At 48.4% G+C, this 21,321-nt stretch carries 18 protein-coding genes and 2 tRNA genes; 15 read left to right on the forward strand and 5 right to left on the reverse strand.

What is annotated here, in order from left to right:
* Positions 1-85: 85 nt before the first annotated feature.
* From ASG34_RS00115 to smc, 5 genes are all read right to left on the reverse strand, one after another.
* Positions 86-979: a DUF4394 domain-containing protein gene (locus ASG34_RS00115; protein WP_082504794.1), complete on the reverse strand. Its 894-nt coding sequence runs from the start codon at positions 977-979 to the stop codon at positions 86-88.
* A gap of 275 nt (positions 980-1,254) precedes the next feature.
* Positions 1,255-2,106, reverse strand: coding sequence for a hypothetical protein (locus ASG34_RS00120; RefSeq protein ID WP_235559616.1), 852 nt, complete (start codon positions 2,104-2,106; stop codon positions 1,255-1,257).
* Between the two features lie 40 nt (positions 2,107-2,146).
* Positions 2,147-4,240: an NAD-dependent DNA ligase LigA gene (ligA, locus tag ASG34_RS00125; protein ID WP_055824992.1), complete on the reverse strand. Its 2,094-nt coding sequence runs from the start codon at positions 4,238-4,240 to the stop codon at positions 2,147-2,149.
* A gap of 2 nt (positions 4,241-4,242) precedes the next feature.
* Positions 4,243-5,667, reverse strand: a complete 1,425-nt coding sequence (locus ASG34_RS00130; RefSeq protein WP_055824995.1) for a cell division protein ZipA C-terminal FtsZ-binding domain-containing protein — start codon at positions 5,665-5,667, stop codon at positions 4,243-4,245.
* Positions 5,668-5,718: 51 nt separating this feature from the next.
* Entirely contained in the window at positions 5,719-9,225 is a 3,507-nt protein-coding gene (smc, locus tag ASG34_RS00135; RefSeq protein ID WP_055824998.1) for a chromosome segregation protein SMC, read from the reverse strand.
* Between the two features lie 80 nt (positions 9,226-9,305).
* Here smc and queF point away from each other — a divergent pair, with 80 nt between their 5' ends.
* The 15 genes from queF (at position 9,306) to ASG34_RS00210 (ending at position 21,310) form a co-directional block, all read left to right on the forward strand.
* Complete coding sequence (gene queF, locus ASG34_RS00140) at positions 9,306-9,752, forward strand: preQ(1) synthase (protein ID WP_055825001.1); 447 nt, start codon at positions 9,306-9,308, stop codon at positions 9,750-9,752.
* 156 nt (positions 9,753-9,908) lie between these two features.
* Positions 9,909-9,984, forward strand: a tRNA-Ala gene (locus ASG34_RS00145).
* An 87-nt stretch (positions 9,985-10,071) separates the two neighbouring features.
* Positions 10,072-10,147 (forward strand) — tRNA-Glu (locus ASG34_RS00150).
* Between the two features lie 328 nt (positions 10,148-10,475).
* Positions 10,476-10,742 carry a phosphopantetheine-binding protein gene (locus ASG34_RS00155; RefSeq protein WP_055825004.1) on the forward strand — a complete coding sequence of 89 codons (267 nt, stop codon included), beginning with the start codon at positions 10,476-10,478 and terminating at the stop codon, positions 10,740-10,742.
* A 32-nt stretch (positions 10,743-10,774) separates the two neighbouring features.
* The gene (locus ASG34_RS00160; protein WP_055825007.1) at positions 10,775-11,416 is read left to right on the forward strand and encodes a hypothetical protein; all 642 of its coding nucleotides are present in this window, start codon (positions 10,775-10,777) and stop codon (positions 11,414-11,416) included.
* 19 nt (positions 11,417-11,435) lie between these two features.
* Entirely contained in the window at positions 11,436-12,767 is a 1,332-nt protein-coding gene (locus tag ASG34_RS00165; protein WP_055825010.1) for an AMP-binding protein, read from the forward strand.
* A gap of 25 nt (positions 12,768-12,792) precedes the next feature.
* Positions 12,793-13,110, forward strand: a complete 318-nt coding sequence (locus tag ASG34_RS00170; protein ID WP_055825015.1) for a hypothetical protein — start codon at positions 12,793-12,795, stop codon at positions 13,108-13,110.
* Between the two features lie 4 nt (positions 13,111-13,114).
* Positions 13,115-14,065 (forward strand): LpxL/LpxP family acyltransferase, encoded by a 951-nt coding sequence (locus tag ASG34_RS00175; protein WP_055825018.1) that lies wholly within the window; start codon positions 13,115-13,117, stop codon positions 14,063-14,065.
* Entirely contained in the window at positions 14,062-14,682 is a 621-nt protein-coding gene (locus ASG34_RS00180) for a LolA-related protein (protein ID WP_055825021.1), read from the forward strand. Before ASG34_RS00175 ends, ASG34_RS00180 begins: the two co-directional genes overlap by 4 nt.
* A gap of 14 nt (positions 14,683-14,696) precedes the next feature.
* Positions 14,697-17,093, forward strand: coding sequence for an MMPL family transporter (locus ASG34_RS00185; RefSeq protein WP_235559617.1), 2,397 nt, complete (start codon positions 14,697-14,699; stop codon positions 17,091-17,093).
* Entirely contained in the window at positions 17,077-17,754 is a 678-nt protein-coding gene (locus ASG34_RS00190) for an alpha/beta hydrolase (RefSeq protein WP_055825024.1), read from the forward strand. Before ASG34_RS00185 ends, ASG34_RS00190 begins: the two co-directional genes overlap by 17 nt.
* Positions 17,751-18,584 carry a polysaccharide deacetylase family protein gene (locus ASG34_RS00195; RefSeq protein ID WP_082504762.1) on the forward strand — a complete coding sequence of 278 codons (834 nt, stop codon included), beginning with the start codon at positions 17,751-17,753 and terminating at the stop codon, positions 18,582-18,584. The genes ASG34_RS00190 and ASG34_RS00195 overlap by 4 nt, the downstream gene beginning before the upstream one ends.
* A gap of 190 nt (positions 18,585-18,774) precedes the next feature.
* On the forward strand, positions 18,775-20,034 hold the full coding sequence (locus tag ASG34_RS00200) for a beta-ketoacyl-[acyl-carrier-protein] synthase family protein (RefSeq protein WP_055825025.1): 1,260 nt from the start codon (positions 18,775-18,777) through the stop codon (positions 20,032-20,034).
* Positions 20,031-20,831, forward strand: a complete 801-nt coding sequence (locus ASG34_RS00205) for a beta-ketoacyl synthase chain length factor (protein ID WP_055825028.1) — start codon at positions 20,031-20,033, stop codon at positions 20,829-20,831. The genes ASG34_RS00200 and ASG34_RS00205 overlap by 4 nt, the downstream gene beginning before the upstream one ends.
* The gene (locus ASG34_RS00210; RefSeq protein ID WP_327037580.1) at positions 20,825-21,310 is read left to right on the forward strand and encodes a 3-hydroxylacyl-ACP dehydratase; all 486 of its coding nucleotides are present in this window, start codon (positions 20,825-20,827) and stop codon (positions 21,308-21,310) included. Before ASG34_RS00205 ends, ASG34_RS00210 begins: the two co-directional genes overlap by 7 nt.
* Positions 21,311-21,321 lie beyond the last annotated feature (11 nt).

Here is a 21,321-nt window from a genome sequence, read left to right on the forward strand (position 1 = left end):
TAAAGCCTGCCTAGCAGACTAAAATATGCTTAAAAAAAGGGCTAAAGTCGTGAGACGTTTAGCCCTTTTGGTGTTACTCAGATGATTAAACGCGCTGCTTGGATTTTCTCGCTGCAACACCTGCAATCAAACCCATCCCCGCCAGCAACATGGCATAGGAACCTGGCTCCGGAACAGCTGCCAAACCTGTTACACCATTGAACGTACCGTTCAAAGTGGTTAAGTATGTGGCTGCACCTGTGGTCAGGTTGATAGAAAACAATTGGGAATTCAATGTGCCGTCATCAACATTAAACAATGCATACGCTTGACCGTTACCTAAAATATCAAAGCCATTAGCGGATAAAGGGTCAATGCCTAATGAACCTACTGTTTGAATTCCACCATTCGTACCTGGACTATTAAAACCGGTATTCAGGAAGTTCAGGGTGTTGCTGCTTGTGTTGATGTAATACAAATCAGTAGTATCACCCGCCCCTGGATTCACACCGGGATTGGAGTTCGTGTAAGCAACTGCGGTGTAACCATTGCCAATATTGTTAGCGGTATTACCTACAACGCCGGTATTAGCATTAACCGCATAATTATTGCCTGCGCCAGTCACCACACGTAATGAAGGGTTGCCACCAAAATCCGCTGTAGGATTAAAGTCGATGCCTACAGATTGACCAGTTAATGAAGCGCCAGTCAAACTGGCTTGAAAAGTAGCCGCGCCAGTCGTCGTATTGAATGTATAAAGATTATTAGCACTGGTCACACCGTATACCAATCCATCGGTAGGCCTGAGATCGACGCCAAGTAATCTCTCACCGGCAGACAGGCCGCTGACATTGATATAGGAAACAGCGCCAAGATTCAGCGTATCTATCACTGCCAATTGATTAGTGTTGAAGGTGTATAACGTGTCAGCGTTTGCCTGTAAAGCGCCGGCCAGCATGACTGTTGCAAGTACTGCCTTTCGAATAAAGCGTGTATTCATTGTCTAACCTCTCTCAATAATTATTTTATATAGAAATCTGATAACCCCGATAAACTATATCACGATAAATAATACTGTGTTTAATTATTAACAAATCCAACTTTTACACATAAGAATCAAGTTATTGTTATCGCAGATAGTCGAGCGTCACGGCGCTTAATCAGACTAATTTGTAAGGCAAGTTTGTAAGACGAGTCGAATCACATAAGAGACTTAACTCTTACACGTTGACAGGCTGAATTTACTGCTAGTTCTGAAGAATATGTAAATAATTATTAAGGATTTGCAGCGCGTGCTTTTTCAAGCAAGGCAGTTAATTCTGGATCCTGGATTTTTTGGCTGATACTTTCTGCTTGTGCCAGTAAACGCTCGGCCCCCGCTGCATCATTTTGTAAGTGCTTGGCTGCTGCCCATTCGATAGCCGTTTTAGCTTCATAAAAGCTGCCGCCATTTTCTTGCGCATACTCCATGAGGCGTTGATAGGTTTTATCAGCACTCACGAAGTCTTTTTTGGCTACAAATAACTTAGCTAAAACCAGACTCGCTTCAGCGTATTGCTGAGGTTCGGCTGATTTACGCAACATCATGACGCCTTTCAACTGATATTCAATCGCCTGGTCCAGTTGTTGCATTTGCTGAAACGTAAGCGCTTCATGTACATAACTATCAGCCCGCTCATCATCATTTAGTGCCAGTTTTTCACCTGCCTGAAACGCTTGCAGTGACTCGCTGTACTGGCCATTCTCAAACAGGGCTTCGCCGATCAAATTATGCGCTATTCGTACATAGCGCCGCATATTTTGCTGCTCGCTTAATTTGAGCGCTTGCTGGTAACTATCCAATGCAGCCGTGGTGTGCCTTGATTCCTGCTGCACATTCCCCAGCAGCATGTAGGCTGAAATCAAATCCAGACCTTGTGGCTTGAGGGCAATGGCTTTTTTAAAGCTTTGCTCTGCATCGGCAGACTGATTCAAGGCAGATTGCGCACGCCCTTTGCATAACCAGAACTCCGCTTGTGCGGGGTGTTTTTCAGCGATGTTGATGGCTTGGGAGAACTGACGTTTTAGCAGTGCCGAATCACAAGACTCTAATGCAGCATCTCGTGCAAATGATTCATTAATAATCAATAAATTAAGTAATATAATTAAAGTAATTTTTAGATGCATATCACAATAGATCAGCTTGTTTAGGTGAAGTAGTTTCTGCAGATAAATTTTCTTTGGTTGTTGTTTCTTTAACCGTACCGGCACCAGACGATGCCAGCATCGCCAGCAACGCGTCTTCATCAAGAATGGTGACATTAAGTTGCTGTGCTTTTTCCAACTTGCTGCCAGCCTCTGCACCTGCAACCACATAACTGGTTTTGGCAGAGACACTACCGCTTACCTTACCGCCTTCTGCTTCTATCAATGCCTGAGCCTGATCTCGCTTGAGCGTTGGTAAAGTGCCAGTCAATACAAACGTCTTGCCTGCAAATGCCGCTGATTGGGATTTTTTTGGCAGATCCGCCCAATGCACGCCCAGTCGCCGCATTTCAGCAATCACTTCTATGTTGTGCGGCTCTTGAAAAAACTGGTATACCGCCTCCGCCACCACCGGTCCTACGTCATTGACCTGCATTAAACTTTCAATGTTGGCATGGATGAGTGTATCCAGATCACCGTAATGCTGAGCGAGATCCTTGGCCGTTGCTTCACCCACATTGCGAATCCCTAGCGCATAGATAAATCGTGGCAAGGTGGCTTTCTTGCTTTTTTCAATGGCAGCCAGCACATTTTGTGCTGACTTATCGGCCATACGGTCCAGGCCTGACAATTTTTCTAAATCAAGGCGGTAAACATCATCCAGATGATTCACCAGGTTACGTGCAACCAGTTGGTCAACCAGTTTCTCGCCCAAACCTTCAATATCCATCGCACGGCGCGAAGCAAAATGTGTAACTGCCTGTTTACGTTGTGCCGGGCAGATCAATCCACCGGTACAGCGCGCAATCGCTTCATCCTGCAGGCGGACTACATGTGAGCCGCATTCAGGACATGTGACCGGCATGACAAATAAGCGCGCATTTGCCGGACGCAACTCAGGTTTGGGTGAAACAACTTCCGGAATGACATCCCCCGCCCGTCTGACAACCACCGTATCACCAATTTGAATATCTTTACGGCGTAACTCATCTTCATTGTGCAAGGTGGCATTGGTGACTGTGACACCGCCGACAAACACTGGCTTCAACCTGGCCACCGGGGTAATAGCACCTGTGCGACCCACCTGCACAGTGATGTCTTCAATTATGGTCAACGCTTCTTCAGCGGCGAATTTATGTGCAACCGCCCAGCGTGGCGCACGCGAGACAAATCCTAGCGTGCTTTGCAGATCAAAATCATTGACCTTGTAAACTACCCCGTCGATGTCGAAAGGCAAACTGGGGCGCAAAGCACCAATCTCGGCATAATAATCACGTAAGCCTTGTGCGCCTTGCTTAACGCCGCGCAGAGTCGTCACCGGAAAGCGTAAGTCAGCCAGGTACTGCATGGCTTCTGCGTGTGAATGCAATGCAGGAATCCCTTCACTTGCACCCAAGCCATAGGCAAAAAAGTGCAATGGGCGTTTAGCAGTAATATTGGAATCCAGCTGACGCAGGCTGCCCGCAGCGGCATTTCGTGGATTAGCGAACAGCTTGCCACCAATAGCGGCCTGTTGCTGGTTCAGTTTTTCAAAATCTTTCTTCAACATCAGTACCTCACCGCGCACTTCAAGTAAAGCTGGCGGGTTGCTTGAGGTTAGCCTGGTTGGAATTGCGCGGATGGTTTTAAGGTTGTGGGTGACATTCTCACCGGTATAACCATCTCCACGTGTTGCGCCCTGAACAAATACGCCATTTTCATAAGTCAGCGTAATTGCCAGGCCGTCAAATTTGGGTTCTACCGCGTATTCAATTTTTGTTTCATCTGTCGCCTCACGCACGCGGCGATCAAATGCTTCCAGCTCCTGCTCAGTGAAAGCATTGTTAAGCGAAAGCATGGCTTGCCGGTGTTGTACGCTTTCAAAAGCGGCTGACGCCAACCCGCCTACACGTTGGCTGGGAGAGTCTGGAGTGACCAATTCAGGATGTTTTTGTTCAATCTCCAACAACTCCCGGTAGACACCATCATATTCATTGTCATCCACTTGTGGTTCATCAAGCACATAATAATGGTAGTCGTACTCAGCAATACGCTGCTTAAGCTGTTGCAAAACCAGCGCAGCATCATTGACAGACATGATTAAGAGAACAGGCGTTTGGCATGGGCGCTACCGGGCGTAATACCCTGTGCAGCCATGGCATTTGAAATATTGTTTAACTGCTGGCGGATTTTGTCTAGCTGCACATCACCGATAGGCTTGCGGTTTACATCAATCAAACTCGCACTCAGGCTGCCTGCCATATTGCGTGCTAAATCGACCATGCGATCAAACACCTGCAGGCTGTGAGCTGTTGTAGGGATATCCAGCTGAAATGTCACTCCTGTCATAACTGCCGTTTTTAGCATCTCGCCAGAAAAAGGTTTACCTTCATAATTGCGAATCGAATACTCGAGGTCGCCATCACTGTTAAATAACTCAAAACGGCCTTCTGGACTAAGTTGCATACCGCTGGCTTCAGCGAGGCCACGTAGCTTGGTTGCGTGGAACATGCCCTGATTGGCCAGCACATGAAACTCAACGGCTTTATCCACCTCAATGCAAAAAGCATCAATTAACTGAGCCTGTTGCGACGGCTCGTATCCGCCCTGCCAATGAATGGTCAACCCTAATGCGCGCGCAAGGGTTTCCATCGACTTCTGGAAGCGTTTCAGTGTGTCCTGGTCAACCGGGCCACCCCTGTCTGCCAACTGCAAACTGCAAACTACCTGGCTTAATGGTACTTGATTCTGCATCGCGGCTGCATCCATTGCCAATACATCCAGCCACACTGCTGATGAAGCTTGTTGCCCCCATAAAGTAGCATGGTGCGGGAACGTCCTGGCTTCAGCTTGCAAGTCTTCCAGTTCAATCAGCATGACCCCTAATGGCGCATCGATTACGCCTACCCAATCCATAGCGGTATGCAAGGCAGCCGGTATGGCAACGGCTGATACTGAACCTGCTGCGGATTCAGTTTGATAGTCATTATCTGACCTTAAATCGTAAGATTCTGGAGAGTAATCTGTGGTTAATTGCTCCATTGCCGGTGATTTCGGCTCAGAGAAATGATCAGTTGCCTGGTATTGCGGCTGATGCGCGGATGGCTCGGCTTTATAAGCAGGCTCTGTAAAAGCGGGTTTTGTTTTTGAAACAGAAGGATTAGCCACCGGTGGCACTGGACGTAGTTCGCTACCCTGTTTGTTGGCATCAAGGGTTTTCAGGGGTGGTGCGGAGGCTGGTTTTGCTTTTGCATTATCCCCAACATTAAATTCCGGCTCGAATTTTACTGATGGGCGAACACGTGGCTCTGACATCCAGCCTTCAACTTCTTCGGCATTTTCAGCACCTTGTGTTTTCCTGGCAGGCTCTTTTACCTGGCTGCCGTCCAGCACATCGGCACGGGTGTGGCTGAAACGGTATTCAACATCTTTACGGTACTTTTTCTCTTGCCACCAGTTAAAAACTACCACTGCCAGTACGATGCTGACCCCCAGCAATACCAAAATCATCCACAAATCAGACATGTATGCTTACTATCCTTTAAAACTCCGCGATATGATACAACAAAACATGCCTTACGCCGCATGCATGCGTATCGCCTCATCTATATCAACATCTACAATCCTTGATACTCCGGATTCCTGCATGGTTACGCCTATTAATTGTTGAGACATTTCCATGGTGATTTTGTTGTGCGAAACAAACAAAAATTGCGTTTTTTCAGACATTACCCGCACTAACTGACAAAAACGCTCGGTATTACTGTCATCCAGTGGTGCATCCACTTCATCCATCAAACAGAATGGTGCGGGATTCAAGCGGAACAACGCAAAAACCAGTGCCATTGCCGTTAAAGCTTTTTCGCCGCCAGAAAGTAATTGAATAGTTGTATTTTTCTTGCCGGGCGGCTGCGCAAACACTTGCACACCTGTATCAAGGATTTCGTCACCCAGTAACTCCAGCTTGGCCTGACCACCATTAAATAAGGTCTGGAACAACTCGCCAAAGTTACGATTGGCCTCTTCAAACGTTGCACGCAGCTTGCCCCGCGTTTCCCGGTCTATCTTCTGGATGGCTTCTTCGAGCGTCTCGCTGGCGGTCAGTAAGTCTTTCAACTGGCTATCCAGATAGCCTTTACGCTCTTTCTCAACAGACAACTCTTCAATCGCTGCCATATTAACCGGCCCCAATTGTTGTATCTGCTGCTGTAATTTTTGTGTAGTTTGTGCCAACACATGCACTTTGCTATCAGTATCCAATCCATTTTGAATCAATGCCTCATCCAGCCCGGTTTCAGCCAGGGCAGATTGACATTGTTCTACCTGTAAGCGGCATTCCTGCTGCTTGAGGCGTCGTTGCTCAACAGCATCTCTTAACGGATGCAACTGTTGTTCCACCAGCATGCGGTTGCGCTCTTGTGTCTGCAGTGCATTTTCCTGCTCTGCAAGCTGGTTTCTCGCCTGAGCCAATGCTTGCTCGCAATCGTGCTGTTGCGTCAGCGCATGCGCAAGGTTTGCTTTTAGCGTTTCCATATTGCTGATGGCTAATGCCTGCTCAGTTTCAGCCAGATGATGTTGCAGGTTCTGACTTTCCTGTTCGTTTTGCGTCAGTCGCTGCTGTAAGTCATTGACTGCATTTTTGAGTAGCGTTTGCTCAAATACTTGTGACTGATGTGCCTTTTCAGCTTGTTGAACAGTATCACGAAGATTGTAATATGCCTGTTCGGCTTGCTGTTTTTGCGCCTGTGTTTCGCGTGCCGTTTGTTCCAGGTTAGCAAATTGCGCTTGATGCCCTGAAATATTGGCATGTGCCTGTGCGATTTCCGCAGCCAGATCAGCCTGGCGGCTTTCAGCTTGAGTAATGTCTTCTTTAAGCACTGTTTGACGACGCATGGCATTATCATGCGCCTGTTGTAAACGTGATACCTGCATCTGCGCGTCATGCAGGCTAGTCGTCAATTGCTTGATGCTTTGGTGGGATTGCTGCTGTTGCTGGCGGGTATTTTGCAGGCTGACTTCTTGCGTATGCACTTTTTGCTGCGCCTCAGCCACGGCCTCTTGCGCTTCTTTCAACCCGGCTTGAAGATTATCCAGCTGTTGTTGCCGTTCCAGCACGCCTTGCATCTGGTTTTGGCGACCATGAAACACCGCACTAAACCGCTGGTAAATATCCCCGCTTTTGGTCAGCAAACTAATATCATCTGGCAGTAGTGATTGATAGCTTGATAATTGCTGAGCATCAGCAAGCACATATACTCCAGCCAACCAGTGTTGCAATGCAGCAGCCACCTGCGGTTGCTTGATCGTCAACAAGCTATACAGACTTGGCAACCCTTGCCATTGCTCCGTAGATGAAGAGGCTGACCCAGCATGAACAATCGCAATAGCAGCCTGTGGATGTGGCAACTGCGACCACTCCAATATAGTTTCTGGCAATAATGCATTTAATTTATTACCCAGGAACGCCTCTAATGCCGTCTGCCATTCTGAATCGACCTGAACGACCTGCCATAAGCGAGGCGCGGATTGCAAACCGGTTTTTTGCAACCAAGGGCCTAGTTGCTGATCCTGTTTCATGCTTTGCTGCAACTTTTGCAGCGATTGAATCTCAGCTTCCAATTGATGCAAGGCACGTTGTGCTTGTTGCCAGCTATTGCGTGATTGCTGCAACGTTTGCTGTTGCGTGTGTTCCATCGCCCGCAAATCGGCAAGCTGCTGCTCTTCGCGCTGCAAAGCATCCTGCTGCTCAATCAACTGCAGTTGAAGCTGGCCTAACGACTGTGTATCCGGCAATGCCCAGCGTTCAAGCTCATAATGCAATTGCTGTAAACGTTGCCCTGCTTCGGTCAGGTTACGCTGGATAAAATTCACGTTATTCTGTTCCAGCTGCATTTGCTGGCGGCTTTGCTGCACAGCTTGCTGTGCCTGATTTGCTGCTTGCTGGATTATCTGTAATTGTGTTGATTGCTCCGGCAAACCTTGCTGCAAGGATTGCAGATTCAGCGCATGTTGCGCCACCGAACTCTCAGCAATGGTCAATGCAGCCGTTTTATCAGCTAGTTGTGTTTGCAACTGTGAGTGCTGTTGGGCGCGGTGTTCCATCTGGCGCTGCAACTGCAACTGCTCCTGCAGCAGCCGGTCTCTCGCTTCTTCTGATTGCTTGACTTGCAAACCGAGATTAGAAACCTGCGAATTCGCTTCATAAAAAGCGGCTTGTGCCGTATGCAATTGGGAAGAAGCTTCCTGATGATGTTGACGCGATTGTTCGAGTTGTAGCTCCTTGTCGCGCAAGCTGGCCATTTGCGCTTCCAGTGCATTCACCGCCTGGTCAACGGTTTGCGAAGCTGCTTCATGCGCTAGCACGGCATCCCGCTTGCGTAACCACCACCACTGCGCCTCAGCCAGCTTGTGGGCGTCTTGCAAGGTATGAAATTTTTGCGTGACCACTGCTTGCGCTTCAAGCTTGATAATCTGCTTATTCATCTCCCGCGAAATATCTTCAACCCGTTCGAGGTTTTCACGGGTGTCTCGCAGTCTCAATTCCGTCTCACGGCGACGTTCCTTATATTTGCTGATGCCGGCGGCCTCTTCCAGAAAAACCCGTAATTCTTCAGGTCGGGCTTCCACGATACGTGAAATTGTATTCTGTCCAATAATCGCATAAGCACGACCACCTAAACCGGTGCCCAGGAACAAATCTGCCACATCACGTCTACGCACGGCGGTATTATTAATATAGTAAGTAGAGCCTTTATCGCGCTCGATCACGCGCTTGACCGAGATTTCGGCATACTGATTCCACTCACCACTGGCGCCGCCCAGGCTGTTATCGAACACAAGCTCCACACTCGCACGTGAAATTGGTTTTCGATTGCCTGAGCCATTAAAAATCACGGCATCCATCGCATCGGCACGCATTTCACGCGCTGAGGATTCGCCCAGCACCCAGCGCACGGATTCCATCACATTGGATTTACCACAGCCATTCGGCCCGACCACGCCTACACGCTGGCCGTGCAGATGAATAGTGGTAGGATCGACAAAAGACTTGAACCCCGCAAGTTTTAGATGAGTGAGACGCAAAGTAAGAAAACCGCTTATAAGAATTTGAATGGTTGCTTAAGCGTTATAATACCCACTTTTCCCAAGAAACATAGCCTGCAATGAACGAACAATTACTCGGTGGCAAACCAACAGCTGAACCCACTAAAGCCCTGGAAACCTTTGAAAACCCGAATTCAAGCCGTGATTTTCATATTCATATGGAAATTCCGGAATTTACCTGCCTGTGCCCGAAAACCGGCCAGCCTGACTTTGCAGTGATTTATCTGGATTACATTCCTAACAAATTATGTGTGGAATTAAAAAGCCTAAAACTATATATGTGGTCATTCCGCGATGAAGGCTGTTTTCACGAAGCGGTCACCAATCAGATACTGGATGATTTAGTGGCAGCAATTGATCCTAAATTTATGCGCGTTACCGCTAAATTTTATGTACGGGGCGGCATTTTCACGAACGTAGTGGCCGAACATCGCGCCGCTGGCTGGCAACCACAACCTTATGTGGAGCTGTCACAATTCAGCGCACAGAGCAATATCCGCGGCTAAAAGCAGCTTTTAAACTGGCGCCAGCCATTGAATGAACGGCAATCACAGTTTTTTACAGAATCCTGCGAAAAATCGTTGACAAGATATGTGCCCGTCATTAATATGGCGCCTTCTTTGAATTGCAGTGCAAAACAAAGAAATGCATTACCAGGATTAGGGGGTATAGCTCAGCTGGGAGAGCGCTTGCATGGCATGCAAGAGGTCAGCGGTTCGATCCCGCTTATCTCCACCAAGTAGTTGAAAGTATTGAGTTTTTTATAAAAATATTTTTCGATTTCTTGAAACAATGGTATAATGCACATGTTGCAAAATTTCTTAGGTCCCCATCGTCTAGAGGCCTAGGACACCTCCCTTTCACGGAGGCGACCGGGGTTCGAATCCCCGTGGGGACGCCAAAACACTCTATAGTGTTTCTGCTTCAAAATTCATTGCAATCAAGGTTTAACCATTAAATCTTGAATACTTGAAAAAATCCGGTTTCACCTCCAAAACGGCATCGTAATTCCGTCGAACAAAACTTCAAGATTCATCCTCGTTCCACATAGTCATTCATAGTTTCCTACTGACTAGTGATGTCTTAAAGGTATCCAACATTTGCTGGAGCCTAGACGCTCTAAACTTATGGTTTCAATTAGCTATCAATGAAAATTGAACAATACTGCTAAAATACATCAAACTTAAAGATTATGTTTTTGACTTAACCAACTTCACATAAAGAGTTATATGACGGAAAACACTGCTTTACAACTGGAAGTCGCCGAGTTAATGGTGCAGGCATTGAACCTGGATGTTGCTGCGAATGAGATAGAACCTGATGCACCTTTATATGGCACTGGCTTAGGCCTGGATTCGATTGATATCCTTGAAATTGCACTGGTGGTTTCCAAACGCTATGGTCTGCAACTTAAGTCCGATAACGAAAACAATCACCAGATTTTCAGCTCTCTGCGTAGTCTTACCGATTACGTAGCAGCCAACAAAACCAAGTAGCGCGGCCATCCGCCTAGTAATCAAAAGACGCCATGCCTAAAGCTTTTAAAGCCATCAGTGGCCTGCTAATAGCATTAGTCATCGTCTCTTTTGCGCTCCTTGTTCACCATGTAAATACCTTGGGACAAGCTAGTCTGTTAGGTGCCCTGCTCGCCTTAGCGCCACTGTTATTGATTGCATTTGTATTTGCAATAAATATTGATTCCAAATTATTGGGAATCGGTTTCGTATTGCTGGTTTTAATCTCAAGCTGGTGGGCATTGCCGCTGATCAAACACCATACCGGTTTGATATTCTGGTTACAGGATATAGGACTTATGCTGATGTTACTCATTACTTTCGCCAGAACACTGCAAGCCGGTCGTAAACCTTTATGTGTAGGTTTTGCCGAGGCTATTAATGGCGGGCCACTACCCGCCGATCACGAACGCTATGCTTATCATGTAACAATAGCCTGGGTTACTTTCTTCGGTTTGATGGTAATTGTCTCTACTTTGCTTTTCTTTTTTTCCCCGCTGGCTACCTGGTCGTTTTTTGTGAACTTCCTGACACTGCCTTTGGTGGCGCTGATGTTTATTGCAGAATTCCTGGTGCGCCGAACCGTTCTTACAGACTTGCCAAATGGCAATGTTATGGATGCAGTCCGTGCATACCTGGACTCCAGACAATCTTGACGCTTTAAACAATTATTCCATGCAGAAACTTCCTTTAGTAAGCCACACCAGCCTCAATGACAAGATTGCCTGGCGAAAAAATTCAGCGGTAACTGTCGGGCAGTTTCTTGTTGATGTGGCTGCACTGGCAAATCAACTCCCGGCAAGCAAGCATGTGTTAAACGTCTGTCGTGACCGTTATCACTTTGCCGTTGGCTTTGCGGCAGCTTTGGTGAGTAATAAAGTGAGCCTGCTACCCCCGACACACACAGTTGAGATGGTGCAGCAACTGCAAGCTTTTGCTACAGATGTTTTCTGCCTGCATGACAATCAGGATTGCGACATCGCGCTGCCTAAATTGCTTTACCCGTTAAGTTTGGCCAAACAAACAACTGCTGAAGAAATTCCATTGATTGATGCTCAACAAGTGGCGGCTATCGTTTTTACTTCCGGCTCAACTGGCACACCATTGCCTCATATAAAAAGCTGGGGTTCGCTGGTGCATAATGTACAGGCGCAAACCGAAAGTTTGTGTTTAAAGCCGGACATTACATACACTTTTGTAGGCACTATACCGCCCCAGCATATGTACGGATTCGAGTCTACAGTGTTACTGCCGTTGCAAAGTAGCAACGCTTTGCACAGCGGACAGCCGTTTTACCCCGAAGATATTACGGAGGCGCTTAACCAAACCAATGGCGAACGGATACTGGTTTCCACCCCACTGCATTTACGCTTGCTGTTAGATGCAGAAGTGTCATTACCTGAAATTGCATTAGTGTTATCAGCCACGGCACCATTATCGGAAGCTCTCGCCCACAAAACAGAAGCATGTGTGCATGCACCTTTGATTGAGATATACGGCAGCACTGAAACCGGCCAGATTGCGACCCGGCGTACTACGCAAACCGATGAATGGCGACTGATGCCGAATGTGCGCTTGAAAACCGTCGCTGACCGGCTATGGGCTGAAGGTGGCCATGTAGAGATCCCAGCGGCACTCAATGATGTGATTGTGCCCACTGCTGATGACAGGTTCCTGTTGCAAGGACGCATGCAGGATATTATCAATATTGCAGGAAAGCGTAACTCTCTAGCCAGCCTCAATCATCACTTGACCAGTATAGACGGTGTGGTTGATGGGGCGTTCTTTATGCCAGACGAGCTGTCGCAAGACCACGTGACGCGTCTAAGTGCGTGTGTAGTGGCGCCTACCCTTACTGCCGCACATATATTAGACGAACTGCGCAAACGGATTGATCCGGTATTTTTACCCAGGCCTCTGTTGTTTGCGCAATCGCTGCCTCGCAACAGCACGGGTAAGCTTCCCCGCCAGGCATTACAAATCTTTATTAGTGAGCTCACGCGGTAACACTAAAGTAACTGAAGAATAGCTCATGAAAAAACATACTCCATTCAGCATCTCACCAGACCACCCGGCTTTCCCAGGCCACTTTCCGGGCACGCCTATCGTGCCGGGCGTTGTGCTGTTAGATAAAGTACTGCATGCCTTAAGTAGCGAGATTGGCCTGACAGTTACTGATTGGCAGATCAGCTCGGTCAAATTTCTGAACCCGCTGACCCCGGGTGAATCTGCAAGCCTGGAATACGAGCAGCTCGCCAATGGCAGCATCAAATTTGAAGTATTGTGCCCCCACAATAATAATCAACGCCAAATCGTCATTGGCAGCCTCAGCGCAAAAGTGAAGGCTTAACCGCATGTCACAACCAAAAGAAAGCGTTTACCAGAAATCTGCCCCATGGTTGCAGCGCAAAGAGCGCAGCAATATGCTGATGCTGCATATTATGAGCTGGATCTCATTGCGCCTGGGCCGTACTATCTCTCGCTCGGCATTGCATCTTATCGCCTTTTATTTTGTACTGTTCTCACCGGCCAGCCGTAAAGCATCCCTGAATTATTTACCGCGTGCACTGGGGCGGCCGGCTACCTGGAGAGATCTGTACCGGCATTTTTTCAGCTTTGCTTCCACTATCCATGACCGCATTTACCTCATCAACCGTGACTACGATTTATTTGATATCGAGATTCACGGTAAAGATGTCATTCGTCCCCTGATCGATGCCAAAGAGGGTGTGCTGCTGATGGGTGCCCACTTGGGAAGTTTTGAAGTGATGCGTGCAATTGGCCGGCAACTACCCGGTTTAAAAGTGTCTATGGTCATGCACGAAGACAATGCACAGAAAATCAATGCCATGCTGGCGGCGATCAATCCGGAAGCCTCTATGGGGGTGATTCCTTTAGGCCAGATCGACTCCATGTTGCAACTACAGCAATGCCTGGATGAAGGCATGCTGGTAGGAATGCTTTCTGACCGCACCTTGGGCAATGAGCCTATGGCAGAGGTAGATTTGCTGGGCGATACAGCAGCCATTCCAACCGGACCGTTCCGCATGGCTGCCTTGCTGCGCCGCCCGGTCGTATTTATGGCAGGTTTGTATATGGGCGATAACCGCTACCAGGTACACTTTGAAACGCTGGCAGATTTTTCAGAGGTTCCACGCGGTCAGCGTGAGCAGACGGTAAATGCAGCGATTGCGCGTTATACCGAATTACTGAACCAATACACGCGTGTGGCGCCTTACAATTGGTTTAATTTTTTCGATTACTGGCAGTCGACCCCTGCTTCATTGCTGGAAAAGGACAAATGAATATCCCGAATTTTATGACCAAACGCTACATAACGATGGCGCTTACTGGCTTGTTGCTATGCCTGTTGTCTTTGTCCGGCAAAGCCGAGGGTACCTGGGATCTGGACCAACTCATGCGATTGCTGGCAAATACCCAAAGCGGGCATGCCAGCTTTATTGAGAAAAAAAATATCGCTGTACTGGATAAACCTGTCGAATCCTCTGGTGAGTTGTTCTATACCGCTCCTGACCGCCTGGAAAAACGCACCTTAAAGCCCAAACCAGAAAGCATGCTTCTAGAGAAAGACAAGTTGACTGTTGAACAACGCGGCAAAAAACACGTATTGTCTTTGCAGAGTTACCCTGAAATTGCTGCCTTTATTGATAGTATCCGCGGCACACTGGCTGGCGACCGCAAAGCCCTGGAAAAGTCTTATAAACTAAACCTCTCCGGAACAGAGGAAGATTGGAAACTCAGTCTGCTGCCTGTACAGGATAAGATGAAAAAAGTAGTGAGCAATATTACGATTAGTGGCGCCAATCAGTGGATGCAGACCATAGAAATCAAACAAGCCGATGGTGATAGTTCGGTCATGACAATTACGCCTGTTCCTCAAGCGCCTGCCTCACTCGAATAGTCAGCCTACTTCTAGTGACCAAACCTTCTTTATTTGCTGAACAGAGCCCTGCCCGTACGGCAATCGTGCTGTGGCTACTCATGGTCTTGCTTAGCCTGGGAATTATAGCCCGCAGCCACTTTACCGCCGACTTATCGGCATTTTTGCCTAGCCACCCCACCGCAGAACAGCAATTGCTGATGGATCAGCTTAAAGATGGTTTGGCTTCAAGACTGATATTGGTCGGAATTGAGGGCGCTGACCCGCAAACGCGTGCAACGCTTTCTAAAGCTGTCGCCCATAAGCTACGCAGTCACCCTGCATTTGTCAGCGTTAATAATGGCGAAGAAATTACAGCAGAACGTGACCGTGAGTATCTGTTTAATCATCGCTACCTGTTGAGCCCCGCTGTGACGCCTGAACATTTCAGCACCGAAGGCCTGCGTGTAGCCATCACTGACAGCATAGACCAGCTAGCATCCCCGGCTGGTTTGCTGACGAAGTCTTTGTTACCGCATGACCCAACTGGTGAGATGCTGCAATTGCTGGATGCCTTCAGTGGAAATAGTCGCCCGGATATGTTTGAAGGCGCCTGGGCATCTCGGGATGGCAATACTGCACTGCTACTCATGCAAACAAGCGCCGCAGGGTCAGATACTGATGCGCAGAAAATTGCGATGCAGACCATCAGCACTGCATTCGACCAAGCGGTAAACATCAGTGCATCCGGCATCAAGCCAACATTATTAATGACCGGCCCCGGCGTATTCTCAGTCATTGCGCGCGATACCATCAAAATGCAGGTCAGGGTTATCTTTATCGTCAGTTCGGTCCTGATCGCATTGTTGCTGTTAGCCGTATATCGCTCGAAGATAGCTTTGTTATTAGGTTTTCTACCGGTCGCTACCGGCATCCTGGCTGGCATCGCATCGGTAAGCCTGGTGTTTGGCGTGGTCCATGGCATCACCCTGGGTTTTGGTACGGCATTGATAGGCGAAGCAGTGGATTATTCGATCTATTTGTTTATGCAAACCGAGCACGGTGGCAACAGGGAACAGAACCGCAAAAAGTGGGTGGCAACCGTGTGGCCTACCGTCAGGTTGGGCGTGCTCACTTCGGTGTTTGGCTTTGCATCGCTGCTTATGTCCGGCTTTCCCGGTTTGGCGCAACTCGGCCTGTATTCGGTTGCAGGGTTGATAGCCGCTGCGGCCATGACACGCTATGTACTGCCTTTCTTGTTACCTGCTAATTTTGATATCAAGGACTTCAGTAATAGCGGTACTCGACTGGCACACTATGCTAAATCCGCAAGTATCTTGCGCTGGCCGGCCATTTTGCTGGTAGTGGCGTCAGGCATCATTGTCTACAACCACCACGATCGATTATGGAATACAGAGTTATCGGCACTCAGCCCGGTAAGCGCGGCTGGCCAGGCATTGGATGGCCGGCTACGTAGCGGTATGGGCGCACCGGATGTGCGTTATGTCATCGTTTTATCAGGGGATAGCCAGGAAACGGTACTTGGTAATACCGAAAAAATATCGCTGACGCTGCAAAACCTGGTGAATAAAGGTTTGCTGGCCAGCTTTGATAGCGCCAGCCATTACTTGCCTAGCCAGGCCACCCAACAAGCCCGGTTGGAAAGCTTGCCTGATAGCGCAGAGCTCAAATCCAGGTTGAATACCGCATTGAAAGACCTGCCGATTAAAGCCGCTTTACTAGAACCATTCCAGCAAGATATAGAAACCAATCGGGCAAAGCCCTTGTTGCAGCGCAGCAACTTGCAAGGTACTTCAATGGCGATGGCAGTAGATGCCATGCTCTTGCAGCAAGGCCAACGCTGGAGCTCGCTGATCCCGCTGACTGCCCCCTCTGGCAGCGATATCGATGCCACTCAGGTACGTCAAGCGCTACGCGATGCGAGCATCCCGAATGTGTTGTTCGTTGATATGAAAGCCGAGTCCAACAAACTTTATTCCAGCTATATGCAGGAGGCAATCTTGCTATCGCTGGCGGGTGTGCTGGGGATTATCGGGTTGTTATTATTTGCACTGCGTTCATTCAAACAGTTACTGGCAATTATTATCCCGTTAGTGGCTGCAGTATTAACAGTGATGGCTGGCCTCGCTTTAGTTGGCCAGCAGCTGATTATCCTGCACTTGATTGGTTTACTCCTGATTGTGGCGATCGGCTCCAACTATGCCCTGTTTTTCAACCCAAGCAGTCAAGGCAATCAGTCTATCGCTCCCCAGACTTACGCTTCGCTGGTTTTCGCCAACGTCGCCACCGTGCTCGGTTTCGGCCTGCTGGCTTTCTCCACTGTACCGGTGTTACAAGCGATGGGGGTGACCGTGGCGCCTGGGGTGATTCTGGCATTGATTTTCTCCGCAGTATTCGCACGAAAGCAGCCGCCTGATGCGATACCTGGTTGATTTAGCCACTAGCGGAAAAAAAGCCGGCACTCTTTTTATCCTGCTGCCAGGCGCCACTCACAAGCCTGAGGACTTTATCGCGCAAGGTTTTGTACAGGCAGTACGTGAACGTGATCTGGACATAGACCTTATGCTGGTGGAATTGCCGTTTGAGCAGATTGCCAACCAGACTGCACTGCGTGATTTGAACCGTAAAGTGGTGACACCTGCGATTTCACAATACCAGTCAATCTGGCTGGCGGGCATTTCCATTGGCGGCTATATCGCCATGGCGCATGCGCATTATTATCCAGGTCAGGTGCATGGTCTATTCCTGATGGCACCTTATCCCGGCAATCGCATGACCACCGGCGAAATCGCCAATGCTGGTGGCTTGCTTGCGTGGCAGCCAGGAGTCATTGCAGATGACGATGTTGAGCGTGCTAACTGGATATGGTTAAAACATGCGCAGGCAGTTGAAATACACCTTGGTTACGGAACCGAAGACCGCTTTGCAGATGGCATTGCGCTGATGGAGCAGGCAATACCTGCCCCCCATATAGGTAAAATCCCAGGGGATCACACCTGGCCGGTTTGGCAGCAGCTGTGGTTTAACTTCCTGGATAAACAGCAGGCGAAGTGGAAAACCATCCGCAACCAGAATACGGCTGCACAATCATGACAGAGCTTCAAACCAAAAACGAAAGTCTTCTTTTCAAATGGAAGCAAGCACCGTCGTTTATCAAAGCGTCTATCTTGCTACATGTGGCATTACTGATTTGCCTGGTGATCGCCCCTGCTCTCTGGCACTGGTGGCTGGCTGTATTCCTGGCCAACCATTTGGTAATCTCGTTGGTCGGTTTATGGCCGCGAAGTTCCTGGTTAGGGCCAAACTGGACTAAATTACCGCCAGCTGCCATATTGAGGAATGAAATAGCCCTGACTATTGACGACGGGCCTGAGCCTGCAGTCACACGTCCGGTGCTGGATATACTGGACCGTTACCAGGTCAAGGCAACATTTTTCTACATAGGCAATAAAGCGGCACAGCATCCTGAACTGTGCCGTGAGATCGTTACACGCGGGCATGCGATAGAAAACCATAGCCAACACCATAGTGTCTTTTTTTCAATGTTCGGCTATACAAAAATGATGATCGAAATTCTGGCTGCGCAGGAAACTTTGCAACGCATCACTGGTAAACGGCCCACGTTCTTCCGTGCACCTGCAGGTTTACGGAATCCGTTTCTCGATCCTATCCTTAAAAAATTGGGATTGCACCTGGCAAGCTGGTCTGTACGCGGATTTGATACCAGAGTGAATGACACAGAAAAAGTGAAAGCCAAGCTCATAAAAGGTTTGTGCCCGGGCGCTATCATTTTGTTGCATGATGGTAATGCTGCGATCACCCCGGCCAATGAACCTGTCATAGTAGCCGTGCTGCCTGCTTTATTGGAGGCTGCCAAAGCAAAGGGATTGCGCTGTATCACCCTGGCCGAAGCCGCTAATTGATATATACATACTAATTGCCAGTCAATCTGTTTCAGTCTTAGGGTACTCAGCTATACTGAACTCATGGCTGGTTACGTTGTACTGAAGCTGTAAATGAACGCAGCAGAGAACTTTTGATCAATGCACTAGAAATCCGTACTAATTAAAGATTTGCGTAATATTAAATTCTTGTAACGAAAGCCGAGATTTTTTGAAACCATTATTACTTTCACATTACACCGTGACCAGTTGCATAGGCCAAGGCTTGCAGCAAACACTGGATGCTTTGTTACAACAACGGCAAACGCTTAAACCTTGTGATTTCGAAACCGTCGATTTGCCGACTTTTATTGGTGAAGTTGAAGCGCTGGATGATGTCGCCATGCCGCCAGGTATGCAGGAGTACGACTGCCGCAATAATCGCCTGGCAAAATTAGGCCTGGAGCAGGATGGCTTTGACCTGGCTGTCAAAGCAGCCATCGACACCTATGGCGCCGATCGTATCGGTGTCTTTTTAGGTACCAGTACCTCTGGCATATTGGAGACAGAACTTGCTTTCCGCAACCGTGATAGAACCACAGGTAAACTGCCTGAGGATTTTATCTATGGCAAAACCCAGAATACCTATTCAGTCGCATACTTTACCCGGGAGTATTTTAAGCTTGCCGGGCCGGCTGCTGTGGTTTCCTCTGCCTGCTCTTCCAGCGCAAAAGTATTCAGCATTGCACGGCGTATGATAGAAGCAGGCTTGATTGACGCCGCAATCGTTGGTGGCGTAGATACCTTGTGCCTGACTACACTCTATGGTTTCAATTCCTTAAACCTGCTTTCCAGCCAGGCCTGCCGGCCATATGACAAGGACAGGGATGGTATTTCAATTGGTGAAGCCGCTGCCTTTGCTTTACTTGAACGCGTGCCTGATACCCAGACGCCAAGCTCAGTTAACTCTACAAATTCAGCTGACACCATCTTGTTGCTAGGCGTAGGTGAATCCAGCGATGCCTATCATATGTCATCACCTCATCCTGAAGGATTAGGTGCGAAGCTGGCGATGCAGCAAGCGTTACAAAGTGCTGGCTTGAAACCATCTGACATCGATTACATTAACCTGCATGGTACAGCTACACCAAGTAATGATGCAGCAGAAGCTAAAGCGGTCAGGGCCGTGTTTGCACAGGAAAATAAAGATGTGCCATGCAGTTCCAGCAAAGGCGCTACCGGGCACACGCTAGGCGCTGCCGGTGCGGTTGAAGCTGTCATCTGCGCGTTGGCCTTACAGAACAACTTTATCCCTGGCGGCCTGAATACCGAGGCTGTAGATACTGAACTACAGTTAAATTACCAATTGCAAAACCGCCCTCAATCACTGCAACGGGTGATGAGTAACTCGTTTGGTTTTGGTGGTACCAACTGCAGTTTAATTTTCGGTTTGGCCAACGCAGCAGACGCAGAAACGAGTCACAAGCCATGAGCTCCAGATTAACCGTATATATCGATGGCATAGGCCTCATCGCGCCAGGATTGAATAATTGGGCAAGCGGCAGCCAGACGCTGGCGGGCCTGGCACCTTACCAATCCGCGAAAACAGTGATTCCTACGCCGGAATTGTTACCGGCAGCAGAGCGCAGGCGTGCCAGCGATATTGTGAAAGTGACATTAGCGACTTCACTGGAAGCTATCTCCCAAGCCGGTTTAAGGAACAACAACCTGTCCAGTGTATTTTCATTTTCCAATGGCGATGGCGTGAACTGCCATAGCATTTGTGAAATGCTGGCATCCGAAGACAGGGAAATATCCCCTACCCGCTTCCATAATTCGGTACACAACGCGGCTGCCGGCTACTGGAGTATCGCCACAAAAACCATGGCGACTTCATCAGTACTCTGCGCATTCGATGGCAGTTTTGGCGCTGGCCTGCTGGATGCCCTTACGCAAGTAGTGGTTGAAGATACGCCTTGCATCTTGATGACCAGCGATACGCCTTACCCGGAACCCATGTTCAGTAAACGGCCAATTCCTGATAACAGCGGGATTGCACTTTTGCTAACCCCTGAAAAGAGTCCAAAAAGTATTGCGAAAATCACAGTGAGTGTGACTGATGAACCGGCCTATCAATTTAGCGATGCCGAGCTGGAAACTTTACGAACCGCCATACCATCCATGCGCGGCCTGCCATTGCTGCAATCGATTGCACGCAAGGAGAGTGGCCATATAGTGCTGGATTACCTGGATGATTTACGCCTGGCGGTAGAGGTGCACCCTTGCTAGATAATCAAGAATTTTTTGAACCTGGTAAGCCATTGGACCACGCCTGGATTGCCAGTCATATTCCACACCAAGGCGATATGTGCCTGCTAGACCAGGTGCAAGCCTGGGATGCAGCCAATATTCGTTGTACGGCCATTAGTCATCGCTCAGCAGATAATCCTTTACGGGCAAATCAGCAATTGGGGATTGCCAATGGTATTGAATATGCAGCACAGGCGATGGCTGTCCATGGTGCGCTAACGGCGCCTAAAAACCAGCCTAAACCCAAAGTCGGTTATCTGGTCAGCGTGCGTGGCGTGAATATGCACGTGGCACGGCTGGATGATATCCAAGCAGATCTTTTCATTGATGCGACTTGTATCATGGCGAATGAAAATAATATGCTGTACGAATTTAAAGTAAGTGCCGGTGAAAAAATACTGCTTGAAGGCCGTGCCGCTGTGGTTTTAGATGCGGATGCCCTAATCGCTAATCACTAGAAAATCTATGA

The sequence above is a fragment of the Methylophilus sp. Leaf416 genome, assembly GCF_001424665.1.
Lineage (GTDB): Bacteria > Pseudomonadota > Gammaproteobacteria > Burkholderiales > Methylophilaceae > Methylophilus.